Source organism: Frondihabitans sp. 762G35 (genome assembly GCF_002074055.1).
Lineage (GTDB): Bacteria > Actinomycetota > Actinomycetes > Actinomycetales > Microbacteriaceae > Frondihabitans.
This window is the reverse complement of the sequence record NZ_CP014619.1, coordinates 1,381,548-1,394,753: the sequence shown is the minus strand read 5'-3', so window position 1 is coordinate 1,394,753 and position 13,206 is coordinate 1,381,548. Positions and strand designations below refer to the sequence as shown.

Sequence of the window (13,206 nt, the reverse complement as noted above, 5' to 3'; positions counted from 1 at the left end):
GCGCTGATAATGCACATTATGTCAAGAGATAGGGACAAACCCCTCTCTGGACCCCGTCACCCGGCGTCGTGCGGGCCGGCCTCGCTCACGGTGAACGAGTCGGGATAGCCGGGAAGCACGCAGAGGTACAGCGCGGGTGTTCCCTCGGGAGTCGTGATCGGGAGGTCGAGTGCCGGAGAACCCTGATTCGTCGTGATGATCTCGAAAGCCGGGTTGTACTTCTTCAGCGTCCCGCCGTTGTGCGAGGCCGCGTACGCGGCGCACGCCTCGTAGGCCTTCTGCTTGGCGGACAGCTCCGCGACGGGTGGCGGGGATGACGAGGGCGTCGACGGCTCGGCGGAACCGGTCGTCGCCGGCGCGGTCGCCACGGGCGGTGCAGTCGCCGTCGTCGTGGCGGGGCTCGACTCCCCCGGGCCGGCGCACCCCGTGAGCACCAGACCCGCCAGGACGACGAATCCCGCCGCGGTACTGACCCTGCTGATCGTGATTCTTCCGGTCATCGTGCTGCTCCTTCGACGTTCGCGGTGGTGAGGTGACGCCGTGACGCTCACGGCTGCGAGAGGTGGTCGGTGATGGCGCCGAGCAGGTCGCTGGTCGGGAAGTTCGCCTGGCTGATCTCGATCCAGGTGTCGCCCCGGACGAAGAAGGTCCTCGTCTGATCGACGGGATACTCGTCGTCGGGTTTCACCTGCTGGCAGAACCGACCGCCGTCGCCCGTCGAGCAGGTGAATCCCCGTTCCACGAGAGCGTCGATGCTGGCCGACGTCTCCGCGGTCGAGGCCGTTCCCATCTCCACCGTGAGGTGAGTGACGTCGGCCCGAGGATCGGCCCAGATGCAGTAGAGCGACGGGGTCTTGTAGATCGACGGATCCGGTCCGGGAGGCGACGGAACCGGGATCGGCGTCGATCCGGCGACCGCGGGCAGGGCCTGCTGGAGCGGCGAGGCGCCGAAGAGCCTTCCCGCATCGACGGCGGCCACGACGTCGGTGCACTCGGTCGGGATGCGCAGCCCCGCCACCGGAGCGGCCGACGGAGCGGGCGCGGGTGCAGCGGAGGCGGAGGTGCTCGGTGCGGGCACCGCGGTGCTCACCGTGGACGAGGGCGACGGCGGGACCGGCGCGGCGAACGGGTGACCGACCAGGCCGAGGGCCACGGCTCCGCTGGCGGTACCGATGCCGAGGAGCACGACCGCCCCGATGATGAGGCCGACGTGGGCCCGGGAGCGCCGGGGTGGGGTCTCCGTCCTCCTGATCACGTTCTGCTTCATCGACACGATCATCCTGGTGAGGTCGTCACCGGTGGGGGGCCTACTGTCCATCGCGGGTCACCGCCTTCTTCAGTCTGTTCCGTGATCGCGACACGCGCTGGGTGACGGCACCGACGCTGAGGCCGAGGATCTCCCCCGCTTCCGCGTAGGAGCGCCCCTCAAGGAGGCAGAGTTCCGAGACCCGCCGATCGAGAGGCGAGAGCGCCTCGATCTCGTCGCGGACCCAGCGGAGCTGGTCCTTCGCCGCGCTGTCGTCGGCGCGGGCGGGCAGGTCGTCGGGCAGCTCGTCGCTGCGCGACCGCTCGACCCGGCGGAGGCTGTTGAGCGAGTGGTTCCGGCACACGACCAGGAGCCACGGCAGAAGCGACTCGTTGGCGAGCTCGAACGTCCCGGCCTTCGACCACAGCGTGACGAAGGTGTCCTGGACGATCTCCTCGACGTCCTCGCGCCGCGCGGCGATCGCCCAGGCGTACCTGGTCAGAACGGCCACGTAGCGGTCGAACAGCGTCGAGAGCGCGTCGTGGTCGCCCATCGCGGTCCGCAGCGCGAGATCCGCGTCGGTCTCGGATCCTGGTGTCATCTCGAACCCCCCTTCACTACAGAAGTGTCGAGAGATTCCGGAACCTTACAAAAGAAGAAGCGCGGAACGCCCCGACGCTACGAGACCGCTCCCCCGCCGTCCGCCGGCAGGATCTCGGACAGGAGCGCCTCGATCCTGCGTTTGATGTCGTCCCGGATCGGTCGCACCTCGTCGATGGCTTTGCCCGCGGGGTCGACCAGCTCCCAGTCCTCGTAGCGTTTGCCCGGGAAGATCGGGCACGCGTCACCGCAGCCCATCGTGATCACGACGTCGGACTCCCGCACCTGATCGGTCGTCAGGAGCTGAGGGACGTTCCCCGTGATGTCGATGCCCTCCTCCGCCATGGCCGCGACCGCCGTGGGGTTGATCTGGCTCCCCGGCTCCGACCCACCCGAGAGGACCGCGACGCGCCCGCCGGAGAGGGCCGTCATGTAGCCGGCGGCCATCTGGGACCGCCCGGCGTTGTGCACGCAGACGAACAGGACGGTGGGCGTCTCGGCCATGGTCAGTCGGTCCCGGAGTCGAACGCCGCACCCTCGGAGGCGGCGTCGGTCGCGCGCTCGAGCTGGTCGGCCGCGGCGTCGCGCGAGGCGGTGCCGCCGAGGATCTCGTCGGCCTCGCCCTGCGTGAGGCTCCCGACGAGCTCCGCCGTCGCTCCCCCGATGAGGCCCGACGCGGCGTACTGCTCGAGGCGCGAGCGCGAGTCGGCGATGTCGAGGTTCCGCATGGTGAGTTGACCGATGCGGTCGCCCGGGCCGAATGCGGAGTCGCCGACGACCTCCATCGACAGCTTGTGCGGCTGATAGCTGAGGGCGGGACCGGTCGTGTCGAGGATCGTGTAGTCGTCGCCGCGACGCAGGCGCAGCGTGACCTCGCCGGTGACGGCCGAGCCGACCCAGCGCTGCAGCGACTCGCGCAGCATGAGCGACTGCGGGTCGAGCCAGCGGCCCTCGTACATCAGGCGGCCGAGGCGACGGCCCTCGTTGTGGTAGTTGGCGACCGTGTCTTCGTTGTGGATCGCGTTGAGCAGGCGTTCGTAGGCGATGTGGAGCAGCGCCATACCCGGCGCCTCGTAGATGCCGCGGCTCTTGGCCTCGATGATGCGGTTCTCGATCTGGTCGGACACGCCGAGGCCGTGACGGCCGCCGATCGTGTTGGCCTCGAGGACGAGGGCGACCGGGTCGGTGAACTCGGCGCCGTTGATCGCGACGGGACGGCCGGCCTCGAATCGGACGCTGACCTCCTCGGTGGCGATCTCGACGTCGTCGCGCCAGGCGGCGACGCCCATGATCGGCTGGATGAGGTCGAGCCCGGCGCTGAGCTCTTCGAGACGCTTGGCCTCGTGCGTGGCGCCCCAGATGTTGGCGTCGGTCGAGTACGCCTTCTCGGTGGAGTCGCGGTAGGGGAAGCCCCGCGCGACGAGCCACTCGCTCATCTCGGTGCGGCCGCCGAGCTCGTTCACGAAGTCGGCGTCGAGCCACGGCTTGTAGATGCGGAGTCGGGGGTTCGCCATGAGGCCGTAGCGGTAGAACCGCTCGATGTCGTTGCCCTTGTAGGTGGAGCCGTCGCCCCAGATGTCGACGCCGTCCTCCTTCATGGCGCGGACGAGCAGGGTGCCCGTCACGGCGCGACCGAGGGGCGTCGTGTTGAAGTACGTCTTGCCGCCGGAGCGGATGTGGAACGCGCCGCACTGGAGCGCGACGAGGCCCTCCTCGACGAGAGCGGCCTTCGCGTCGACGAGACGGGCGATCTCCGCGCCGTACTCGCCCGCGCGCCCTGCGACGGCGTCGATGTCGGGTTCGTCGTACTGACCGATGTCGGCGGTGTAGGTGCACGGGACGGCACCCTTCTCGCGCATCCAGGCGACCGCGCAGGAGGTGTCGAGACCCCCCGAGAACGCGATGCCGACCCGCTCGCCGACAGGGAGACTGCTCAAGACCTTGGACATGCCTCTAAGCCTAGAGGCGAGCACACTGTCCCCATGACCGATTCGGCTCCCTCCTCCACCCTGACCGGCTGGACGCGCACCCCCTTCACCGGCGGATCGCTGACGTACGACTGCTTCGAGAAGGGGTCGGGGCCAGGGGTCGTCCTGATCCCGGAGGTGCCGGGCATCACGCCGGAGGTCCTCGGTCTCGCCGACCACCTCGTCGACGAGGGCTTCACGGTCGTCGTCCCCTCGCCGTTCGGCGTGCCGGGGCGCGAGCCGAGCACCGGGTACCTCCTGAGCACCGTCGCGCGTCTCTGCGTCGCGTCGGAGTTCCGCGCCTTCGCGGTCGACGCCAAACGGCCCATCACCGCGTTCCTCCGGGCGGTGGCCGCGGATGTCGCGGCCCGGACACCCGGCCGCGGCGTCGGCGTCATCGGCATGTGCTTCACCGGCGGCTTCGCTCTCGCCACGGCCGTCGACGACTCGGTTCTCGCGTCGGTCCTCAGCCAGCCCGCCGTCCCGTTCCCGCTCGGCGCCGCCCGCCGGGCCGACCCGGGGCTGTCGAACGCCGAACTCGCCCGCGTCGAGGAGCGCGCGGCGACGCAGGGGTTCTGCGCCTTGGGCTTGCGCTTCTCCGAGGACCGCTCCGTCCCGGAAGTGCGCTTCGACACCCTCAAGGCCCGGCTCGGAGACGCCTTCGAGGTGATCCGGCTCGACTCCTCCCCCGGCAACGCGGCCGGCTTCTCGCGCGGTGCGCACTCCGTGCTCACGCACGAGGTGCGGGAGACCCCCGGGCATCCTGCGCTCGAGGCCCGCGAGCGGGTCGTCGGCTTCCTGCGCACCCAGCTCGCCTGAGCGATCGCAGGAGCCTCGGCTACAGCCGGATGCGCGCCCGCGTGATCTTCGGCAGCTTGGGCACCTCGACCCGGCCGGCGTGCTTCCGCCCCGAGGCGAGCGCGATGCGCTTGGCCTCGACGGCGTGCGCCTCCTGCTTGGCCGCCTTCGCGGTGCGCCGACCGCCGACGACGCTCGCCACCGTGACGGCGGCCGCTACGACGAGTGCGAAAATCCGCATGGGTCCTCCTTGGTATCGTTCTGACGAAACTACGCCCTACCGCAGATAACCGAGGTGCCCGTGAGACCTTTCGCCGAACTCCACGTCCACCTCGAGGGCACCTTCGAGGTGGAGCAGTTCGTCGACATCGCGCGGCGGAACGGTGTGACCCCGCCGAGCTGGGACGTCGACGAGCTCCGCTCCCGCTACGCCTTCGACGATCTCCAGTCGTTCCTCGACCTCTACTACGAGAACCTCGGCGCCCTGCGGACGGAGGAGGACTTCCACGACCTCGCGGCGGCCTACCTGAAGCGGGCCGCCCTGGCGGGCGTGCGCCACACGGAGATGTTCTTCGACCCGCAGACGCACCTGGGCAACGGTATCCCGCTGGAGGTCGTCTTCGCGGGCTTCGGGGCGGCCGTCGACGAGGCACGCCGCGATCTCGGCCTCTCGGCCGACCTCATCCTCTGCTTCCTCCGCGATCTCGGGGGCGACGCCGCCGTCGAGACGCTCCGCGCGGCGATGCCGTTCCGCGACCGATTCGTCGGAGTCGGGCTCGACTCGACCGAGGTCGGCTACCCGCCCGCGCTCTATGCGGAGGCGTTCGGCATCGCCCGGTCGGAGGGGCTCCGTCGCGTCGCGCACGCCGGCGAGGAGGGCGGCCCCGAGAACGTCCGCGACGCCCTCGACCTGCTTCACGTGGAGCGCATCGACCACGGCAACCGCGCGCTCGAGGATCCCGACCTGGTGGCGCGCCTCCGCGACGAGCGGATCCCGCTGACGGTCTGCCCGCTGTCGAATCTCGCGCTCAAGACGGCACCGCCCGACCTCGCCGACCACCCTCTCCGCAGGATGCTCGACGAAGGGCTCCTCGTCACGCTCAACAGCGACGACCCCGCCTACTTCGGCGGCTACCACGACGACAACGTCCGCGCCGTGACCGAGGCGCTGGCCCTGACCGACTCGGAGCTCGACCTCCTGGCCCGGAACTCGTTCGAGGCGTCGTTCCTCGGCGAGACCGATCGAGCGCGATTCCTCGCCGAGATCCCCGGAGTCCCCGGGCCTCTCGAGGCGGGCTGAGTCGTGACGCCTCCCCCGCCGCCCGCTCGCACGAGCTCCGCTCCCCCGGCCGACGACGCGCGCTGCCCCTGCCTGAGCGGCCTGGTCTACGGCGAGTGCTGCGGTCCGCTGCTCCGTGGCGAGGCCGTCGCTCCGACGGCGGAGCGGCTCATGCGCTCCCGGTTCACGGCCTTCGCCACCTCCGACGAGGCGTACCTGCTCGCGTCGTGGCACCCCTCCACGAGGCCCGAGGCGCTCGACCTCGATCGGGACGTCCGCTGGTTCCGTCTCGACGTCGAGTCGACGGCCGAGGGCGGCCCCTTCGACGTGCGCGGCGTCGTCCGCTTCACCGCGCACTACCGGGACGCGGGAGGCGCGAATCTCCAACAGGAGACGAGCCGGTTCGTGCGCGAGGCCGGGCGCTGGTTGTACGTCGACGGCACCTGACCCCGCGCGACGACTCTGACCCCGCGCGACGACTCAGACCTCGCCGAATCCGCTCTCGATGAGGGTGATCAGGGCGTCGACCGCCTCGTGGGCGTCGGGCCCGCTGGCGACGAGGCTCACGGTCGAGCCCTGGGCCAGGCCGAGGCCCATGATGCGCAGGAGGCTCTTGGCGTCCACGCCGTTGACCTGGACGCTCGACGAGAACTGCGAGGCGTGCTTGACGAGCTCCGCGGCCGGTCGGGCGTGGAGACCCGACGGGTTGACGAGGACCGCGGAGCGCTCCACGGCCTCCTTGATCTCGCTCCGGCTCAGGTCGCGCTCGTCGGCGTGCGGATCGGCGACGCCGGACGCGGTGCGAGCGGCGGCGGCCACCTCGGCCAGCGTTCCGCCCGTCTCCGCGGCCACGGCGGCCGCGACGGTGCCCTCGACGACGGGCGCGTCGGCGATCACGACGAGGGCCTTCTCGGCGTCGTCGAGGAAGTCGACGGCCGTCTCCGCGGTCAGGATCGCCGAGCCGAGGTCGCAGAGGACGACGACGCCCTTGCCGCTCTGGGCCCCGGAGATCGCCGCGGCGATCGCGTCGAAGCTCGTCCCGATCCCGCCGTCGTCCGTGCCGCCGGCCGCCCGAAAGGTGACCGTGGGGGCCATCTGACCCGCGAGCTCGACGACGCCCTCCGCGATCTTCGCGCTGTGCGAGACGACGACGATTCCGACCTGTGCAGTCATGACTGACCTTCCGTTGCTTCGGCCGCGTCGGCCGCGGCCGCGAGGATGAGAGAGGACGACTCGGCGCCCGGGTCGCGGTGCCCGATGGCCCGGTCGCCCAGGTAGCTGGCGCGACCCTTGTGAGCGACCAGCGGCTCCGTCGAGACGGCACCCTCGGCTGCCGCGTCCGCCGCGGCCCGGAGGACGGCCGCCGGTGAGGCGCCGCCCGCCGCGGCCGACGCCGCCGCGTCGACCGCGGGGGTCCAGGCGTCGATCATCGTCTTGTCGCCGACCGCCGCCTTCCCGCGGAGGACCACGCCGTCGCGCGCGGCCGTCAGCAGCGCCACGACTGCGTCGGAGTCGAGCTCGGTCGCGTCGCCGACGGCCTGCGCACCCTTGAGGTAGGCGGTGCCGAGCAGGGGGCCGGAGGCGCCTCCGACCGTCGAGATGAGGGTCGTCGCGACGAGCTTCAGAGCCGCCCCGGGCGTCGAGGCCGGGTCGAGGGCGGCGAACTTCGCCTTCACGGCGGTGAAGCCGCGGTCGAGGTTCTCGCCGTGGTCGCCGTCGCCGATCTCGCGATCGAGCTCGATCAGCCGGACGCGGTTCTTCGAGACGACCTCGACGGTGTCCTCGACCCAGGCGGTGACCCAGGAGATGCCCAAATTCATGCTGCGGTGTTCCTCTCGTCGGCGCTGCTGTTCTGGTGCTCGCGGCGGATCGGCGTCACGGTCAGCGCCCCCAGCGGAGCGCCGCGGTCTCGACGGGTGCGTCCCACAGCTCGGTGAGCTCGTCGTCGAGCTTCGTCACGGTGATCGAGGCCCCCTGCATCTCGAGCGAGGTGACGTAGTCGCCCACCAGCGTACGCGTGACCTCGATGCCCTTCTCGGCGAAGATCTGGGAGGCGCGGCGGAAGACGATGTACAGCTCCACGAGCGGCGTGCCGCCCATGCCGTTCACGAAGAGGAGCACCTTGTCGCCCGACGAGAAGGGGAGGTCCTCCAGGATGGGCGCCAGGATCCGGTCCACGATCCGGTCGACCGGCTCGAGCGCGATCCGCTCCCGGCCCGGCTCCCCGTGGATGCCGATCCCGATCTCGATCTCGTCCTCGGCCAGCGTGAAGCTCGGCTCGCCGGCGTGCGGCACGATGCCGGCGGCCAGCGCGACGCCCATCGACCGCGTCACGGAGTTGGCCTTCGTGGCGATGCGCGCGACCTCGTCGAGGTCGTCACCGCGCTGGGCCGCGGCTCCTGCCACCTTCTCGACGACGACCGTGCCGGCCACGCCGCGGCGGCCCGCCGTGTAGAGGCTGTCCTTGACCGCGACGTCGTCGTCGACGATCACGGAGACCACCCGGACGCCCTCGGCGTCGGCGAGGTCGGCCGCCGTCTCGAAGTTCAGCACGTCGCCCGTGTAGTTCTTGACGATGTGGAGCACGCCGGCGCCGCCGTCGCTGGCGACGGTGGCCGCGACGATCGGGTCGGGGGTCGGCGAGGTGAAGACCGGACCGGGAACCGCGGCCGAGAGCATCCCGAACCCGACGAAACCCGCGTGGAGCGGCTCGTGCCCGGATCCGCCGCCGCTGACGATACCGACCCTGCCCTGCTCGGCGCCGCCGGCGCGGGCGACGAAGAGCGGGTCGGGCGTGACGCGGACGAGGTCGGGGTGGGCCAGTCCGAAGCCCTCCACCGATTCGTCGACGACGTTCTTGGGATCGTTGATGAGCTTCTTCATCGAAGGCCTCCTCGCTCGGTGCCCGGTCGCCGCTGACACGCGTCGACCGTGACGTGTGCTCTCAAAATAGCGCCCCGACAACGGGCAGAGATAGACACGAAACAAACCGTTCGGACATCTGTCGCAAATTGTTGCCGCACCACTATGGTGTTGACACACGCTCACTGCGGAGCCGCGTTCTGCGACCTCCGCCTCTAGCGACTAAGGAAGGTCGACGTGTCTCTCGGAACAATTTTCCTCTCGGAAACGGTGGGAACGGCGATGCTGCTCCTCCTCGGTGGAGGTGTGGTCGCCAACGTTGCTCTCACCAAGAGCAAGGGCTTCAACGGCGGAACCCTGATGGTCAACTTCGGCTGGGGCCTCGCGGTCTTCGCCGGTGTCACCGTCTCGTACTCCTCGGGAGCCCACCTCAACCCGGCCGTCAGCATCGCGATGCTGGTCCTCAACAAGATCACGATCGGCGAGTTCTTCGTCTACGTGATCGCCCAGCTGATCGGCGCCTTCATCGGCGCCGTGCTCGTGTGGCTGGCCTACAAGAACCACTTCGACGAGGAGCCGGAGCCCGCCGCCAAGCTCGGCGTCTTCTCCACGGGCCCTGCGATCCGCAACTACGCCTGGAACTTCGTCACCGAGGTCATCGGCACCTTCGTCCTGGTGTTCGTGATCATCGCCTTCACCAACGGCAAGACCCCCGCCGCGCTCGGCGCGATCCCCGTCGCCTTCCTCGTGATCGCGATCGGCGCCTCGCTCGGTGGCCCCACCGGCTACGCCATCAACCCCGCCCGTGACCTCGGCCCGCGCATCGCGCACGCCATCCTCCCGATCAAGGGCAAGGGCGGCAGCGACTGGGGCTACGCCTGGGTCCCGGTCGCAGGACCCCTCGTCGGCGGCGTCCTGGCCGCTCTGCTGTCCTACCCGCTTCTCCCCCTCGCGTAAGCGCGGGCCCGAGCGGCTCCGCCTCGCGTGAGCCGCCCGGGTCGGCACGCCCGCAAGCACCGGTAACGAACCATTCAACGAAGAAGGAGCACCACCGTGAGCGACGACGAGTACATCCTCGCGATCGACCAGGGAACCACGAGCACCCGAGCGATCGTCTTCGATCACTCCGGGTCGATCGTGTCGACCGGTCAGATGGAGCACGAGCAGATCTTCCCGAAGGCGGGCTGGGTCGAGCACAACCCCAAGGAGATCTGGGAGAACACCCGCGAGGTCATCGGCCAGGCTCTCTCGCGCGCCAACATCACGCGCCACAACATCAAGGCCGTCGGCATCACCAACCAGCGCGAGACCGCTGTCGTGTGGGACAAGAACACCGGCGAGCCCGTCTACAACGCGATCGTCTGGCAGGACACCCGCACGCAGGAGATCGTCGACCGCTTCGCCGCGGACGGCGGCGTCGAGCGCTTCAAGGACATCGTCGGCCTCCCCCTCAGCACCTACTTCGCCGGCACGAAGATCGTCTGGATCCTGGAGAACGTCGAGGGCGCGCGCGCCAAGGCGGACGCCGGCGACCTGCTCTTCGGCACGACCGACACCTGGGTCCTCTGGAACCTCACCGGCGGCTTGAACGGCGGCGTCCACGTGACCGACGTCACCAACGCCTCGCGCACCCTCTTCCTCGACCTCGAGACCCTCGAGTGGCGCCAGGACATCCTCGACGTCTTCGGCGTGCCGAAGTCGATGCTCCCCGAGGTCAAGTCGTCGTCCGAGGTCTACGGCTACGTCTCCGACTCGAGCCTCCTCCGCGAGGTCCCGATCGCCGGTATCCTCGGCGACCAGCAGGCCGCCACGTTCGGCCAGGCCGCGTTCGACAAGGGCGAGTCGAAGAACACGTACGGCACGGGTAACTTCCTCATCTTCAACACGGGCACCGAGAAGGTCCGGAGCGAGAACGGCCTGCTGACGACCATCGGCTACAAGCTGGGCGACGGTCCGACGCACTACGCGCTCGAGGGCTCCATCGCCGTCACGGGCTCGCTCGTGCAGTGGCTCCGGGACAACCTCGGCATCATCTCCTCGGCCCCCGAGATCGAGACGCTCGCGGCGACGGTGGAGGACAACGGCGGCGCCTACTTCGTCCCGGCGTTCTCCGGACTGTTCGCCCCCTACTGGCGCTCCGACGCGCGCGGCGCCCTCGTGGGACTCACGCGGTACGTCAACAAGGGTCACATCGCCCGCGCGGCCCTCGAGGCGACGGCCTACCAGACCCGCGAGGTCCTCGACGCGGTGAATGCCGACTCCGGCGTCGACCTGACCGAGCTGAAGGTCGACGGCGGCATGACCGCGAACAGCGTCCTCATGCAGTTCCAAGCCGACATCCTCGGCGTGCCCGTGGTGCGGCCCGTCGTCGCGGAGACGACGGCGCTCGGCGCCGCCTACGCCGCCGGCCTGGCCGTCGGCTTCTGGGCGAACCTCGACGACCTCCGTCAGAACTGGCAGGAGAGCGCCCGCTGGACGCCCTCGCTCGACCAGGCCGAGGTCGACCGTCAGCTCAGGCTCTGGAAGAAGGCCGTCACGAAGACCTTCGACTGGGTCGACGACGACGTCAACTGACGCGGTAGGCGACAGGCGAAGGCCCGGCAGGATGATCCTGCCGGGCCTTTCGCCGTCTCGTGGCGCCCGCCTGTCAGGCGCGGGTCGCGGCCACCCACTGGTCGAGCTTCGCCGTGGCGGCCCCCGAGTCGATCGTCCGGGCGGCCACCTCGAGCTGCTCCCGGAACCGGGCGACGATGGGGCGCTCGCGCTGCGCAGGATCCGCGGCGAGGCGGAACGAGACGAGTCCGGCCGCCGCGTTCAGCAGCACGATGTCGCGGACCGCACCCGTCTCGCCGGCGAGGGTCCGCCGGGCGACCTCGGCGTTGTGGGCCGCGTCTCCCCCGAGGAGATCGGAGATGGACGCCCTGGCGAGGCCGAGCTCCAGCGGATCGAGGTCGTGCTCGGTGACCGAGCCGCCGGTGACCTCCCAGATGTGACTATGGCCGGTGGTCGTCAACTCGTCGAGACCATCGTCGCCGCGGAAGACGAGCGCGGTGGCGCCGCGGGTCTGGAACACGCCGACGACGAGGCCGACCTTCTCGAGGTTCGCGACCCCCACGGCGCTGGCCTCGGGGCGGGCCGGGTTCGTGAGCGGACCCAGGAAGTTGAAGACGGTGGGGACGCCGATCTCACGGCGGGTCGCGGCCGCATGGGCGAATCCGGGGTGGAAGGCCGCGGCGAAGGCGAACGTGATGCCGACCTCGCCGAGCACTTCCGCGACGCGCGCGGGATCGCGGGTCAGGTCGACCCCCAGCGCCGCCAGGACGTCGCTCGACCCGGAGGCCGAGCTCGCCGCGCGGTTGCCGTGCTTGATCACGGGCACGCCCGCCGCGGCCACGACGACCGACGCCATGGTGGAGACGTTCACGGTGCCGAAACGGTCTCCCCCGGTACCCACGATGTCGACTCCCATCGAGTCGACGGGCAGCGGGAGCGCCTGCGCGAGGATGGCGTCGCGGAAGCCGACGATCTCGTCGACCGTCTCGCCCTTGGCCCGCAGCGCGATGAGGAACGCGGCCAGCTGGGCGTCCGTCGCACGGCCGATCATCACCTGCTCCATGGCCCAGGTGGCCTCGGAGATCGAGAGGTCCGTACCCCCCAGCAGGGAATCCAGGATGCTCGGCCAGGTCAGCTCGTTCGACATGACTCCCAGCCTACTAAGCAGGTCTTCTCAGATATCTCGATGTCGACACTGGCAGTCTGTCGGGGCGAAACGTGGCGCGGTTTATCGTCCATAATGGACCCGTGACAAGTACCTCTCTCTCGAGACCCTCAGGCGGGCCGGTCGTCAATCGGCCCAGCACCGCTGCCGTCGGAACGATCGTCTGGCTCGGCAGCGAGGTGATGTTCTTCGCGGGTCTGTTCGCGATCTACTTCACCCTCCGCAGCACGTCTCCCGAGCTCTGGGCCAGCGAGACCGGCAAGCTCGACGTCCCGTTCGCGGCCTTCAACACCATCACCCTGGTGCTGTCCAGCGTGACCTGCCAGTTCGGCGTCTTCGCCGCGGAGCGGATGCAGGGCAAGCGCACCGGCTCCCTCTTCCAGGTCAGCAAGTGGGGCCTCGTCGAATGGTTCTTCCTCACCTACGCCATGGGTGCGACGTTCGTGTCGCTGCAGATGTACGAGTACACGAACCTCATCGCCGAGCACGTCACCCTCCAGTCGAGCGCCTACGGTTCCGCCTTCTACCTCACGACCGGCTTCCACGCGGCTCACGTGACGGGTGGTCTCATCTGCTTCCTCTTCATCATCGGTCGCGCGTACGCGGTCAAGAACTTCGGTCACCGCGAGGCGACCGGCGCCATCGTCATCTCCTACTACTGGCACTTCGTCGACGTCGTCTGGATCGGCCTGTTCCTGGTCATCTACATCCTCAAATAGGCATTGGATCCCTTCCC

16 protein-coding genes are annotated in these 13,206 nt (G+C 69.8%); 6 read left to right on the top strand and 10 right to left on the bottom strand.

The annotated features are described in order from the left end of the window. Nucleotides 1-56 precede the first annotated feature (56 nt). From AS850_RS06745 to argG, 5 genes are all read right to left on the bottom strand, one after another. Nucleotides 57-500: a hypothetical protein gene (locus AS850_RS06745; protein WP_119868418.1), complete on the bottom strand. Its 444-nt coding sequence runs from the start codon at nt 498-500 to the stop codon at nt 57-59. 47 nt (nt 501-547) lie between these two features. Further along, nucleotides 548-1,318 (bottom strand): hypothetical protein, encoded by a 771-nt coding sequence (locus AS850_RS06740; protein WP_123955465.1) that lies wholly within the window; start codon nt 1,316-1,318, stop codon nt 548-550. Further along, on the bottom strand, nt 1,308-1,847 hold the full coding sequence (locus AS850_RS06735) for an RNA polymerase sigma factor (RefSeq protein WP_119868416.1): 540 nt from the start codon (nt 1,845-1,847) through the stop codon (nt 1,308-1,310). Before AS850_RS06735 ends, AS850_RS06740 begins: the two co-directional genes overlap by 11 nt. Nucleotides 1,848-1,924: 77 nt before the next feature. Next, nucleotides 1,925-2,350: an arsenate reductase ArsC gene (locus AS850_RS06730; protein ID WP_119868415.1), complete on the bottom strand. Its 426-nt coding sequence runs from the start codon at nt 2,348-2,350 to the stop codon at nt 1,925-1,927. A 2-nt stretch (nt 2,351-2,352) separates the two neighbouring features. Continuing rightward, nucleotides 2,353-3,795, bottom strand: coding sequence for an argininosuccinate synthase (gene argG / locus AS850_RS06725; RefSeq protein WP_119868414.1), 1,443 nt, complete (start codon nt 3,793-3,795; stop codon nt 2,353-2,355). Nucleotides 3,796-3,828: 33 nt separating this feature from the next. Here argG and AS850_RS06720 point away from each other — a divergent pair, with 33 nt between their 5' ends. Then, on the top strand, nt 3,829-4,632 hold the full coding sequence (locus tag AS850_RS06720; RefSeq protein ID WP_119868413.1) for a dienelactone hydrolase family protein: 804 nt from the start codon (nt 3,829-3,831) through the stop codon (nt 4,630-4,632). Between the two features lie 19 nt (nt 4,633-4,651). Here AS850_RS06720 and AS850_RS06715 read toward each other — a convergent pair whose 3' ends face one another. Beyond that, nucleotides 4,652-4,852 carry a hypothetical protein gene (locus AS850_RS06715; protein WP_119868412.1) on the bottom strand — a complete coding sequence of 67 codons (201 nt, stop codon included), beginning with the start codon at nt 4,850-4,852 and terminating at the stop codon, nt 4,652-4,654. A gap of 60 nt (nt 4,853-4,912) precedes the next feature. Here AS850_RS06715 and AS850_RS06710 point away from each other — a divergent pair, with 60 nt between their 5' ends. Beyond that, nucleotides 4,913-5,911, top strand: a complete 999-nt coding sequence (locus AS850_RS06710; RefSeq protein WP_236940859.1) for an adenosine deaminase — start codon at nt 4,913-4,915, stop codon at nt 5,909-5,911. A gap of 3 nt (nt 5,912-5,914) precedes the next feature. Continuing rightward, complete coding sequence (locus AS850_RS06705) at nt 5,915-6,337, top strand: YchJ family protein (RefSeq protein WP_119868410.1); 423 nt, start codon at nt 5,915-5,917, stop codon at nt 6,335-6,337. A 33-nt stretch (nt 6,338-6,370) separates the two neighbouring features. Here the strand turns inward: AS850_RS06705 and dhaM are convergent, their stop codons facing one another. The 3 genes from dhaM to dhaK all read right to left on the bottom strand — a co-directional run bounded on the left by dhaM (nt 6,371) and on the right by dhaK (nt 8,773). Further along, on the bottom strand, nt 6,371-7,063 hold the full coding sequence (gene dhaM / locus AS850_RS06700; protein WP_119868409.1) for a dihydroxyacetone kinase phosphoryl donor subunit DhaM: 693 nt from the start codon (nt 7,061-7,063) through the stop codon (nt 6,371-6,373). Next, nucleotides 7,060-7,710 carry a dihydroxyacetone kinase subunit DhaL gene (gene dhaL, locus AS850_RS06695; RefSeq protein WP_119868408.1) on the bottom strand — a complete coding sequence of 217 codons (651 nt, stop codon included), beginning with the start codon at nt 7,708-7,710 and terminating at the stop codon, nt 7,060-7,062. Before dhaL ends, dhaM begins: the two co-directional genes overlap by 4 nt. A 61-nt stretch (nt 7,711-7,771) precedes the next feature. After that, nucleotides 7,772-8,773, bottom strand: a complete 1,002-nt coding sequence (dhaK, locus tag AS850_RS06690) for a dihydroxyacetone kinase subunit DhaK (protein WP_119868407.1) — start codon at nt 8,771-8,773, stop codon at nt 7,772-7,774. 261 nt (nt 8,774-9,034) lie between these two features. Here dhaK and AS850_RS06685 point away from each other — a divergent pair, with 261 nt between their 5' ends. Next, the gene (locus AS850_RS06685; RefSeq protein ID WP_236940858.1) at nt 9,035-9,709 is read left to right on the top strand and encodes an MIP/aquaporin family protein; all 675 of its coding nucleotides are present in this window, start codon (nt 9,035-9,037) and stop codon (nt 9,707-9,709) included. Between the two features lie 96 nt (nt 9,710-9,805). Beyond that, a complete protein-coding gene (gene glpK / locus AS850_RS06680) occupies nt 9,806-11,326 on the top strand; it encodes a glycerol kinase GlpK (RefSeq protein ID WP_119868405.1) in 1,521 nt (506 codons plus the stop codon). A 73-nt stretch (nt 11,327-11,399) separates the two neighbouring features. Here glpK and trpD read toward each other — a convergent pair whose 3' ends face one another. Beyond that, nucleotides 11,400-12,452 (bottom strand): anthranilate phosphoribosyltransferase, encoded by a 1,053-nt coding sequence (trpD, locus tag AS850_RS06675; protein WP_119868404.1) that lies wholly within the window; start codon nt 12,450-12,452, stop codon nt 11,400-11,402. A gap of 101 nt (nt 12,453-12,553) precedes the next feature. Here trpD and ctaE point away from each other — a divergent pair, with 101 nt between their 5' ends. Next, complete coding sequence (gene ctaE, locus AS850_RS06670) at nt 12,554-13,189, top strand: aa3-type cytochrome oxidase subunit III (protein ID WP_119868403.1); 636 nt, start codon at nt 12,554-12,556, stop codon at nt 13,187-13,189. The last annotated feature ends 17 nt before the right edge of the window (nt 13,190-13,206 follow it).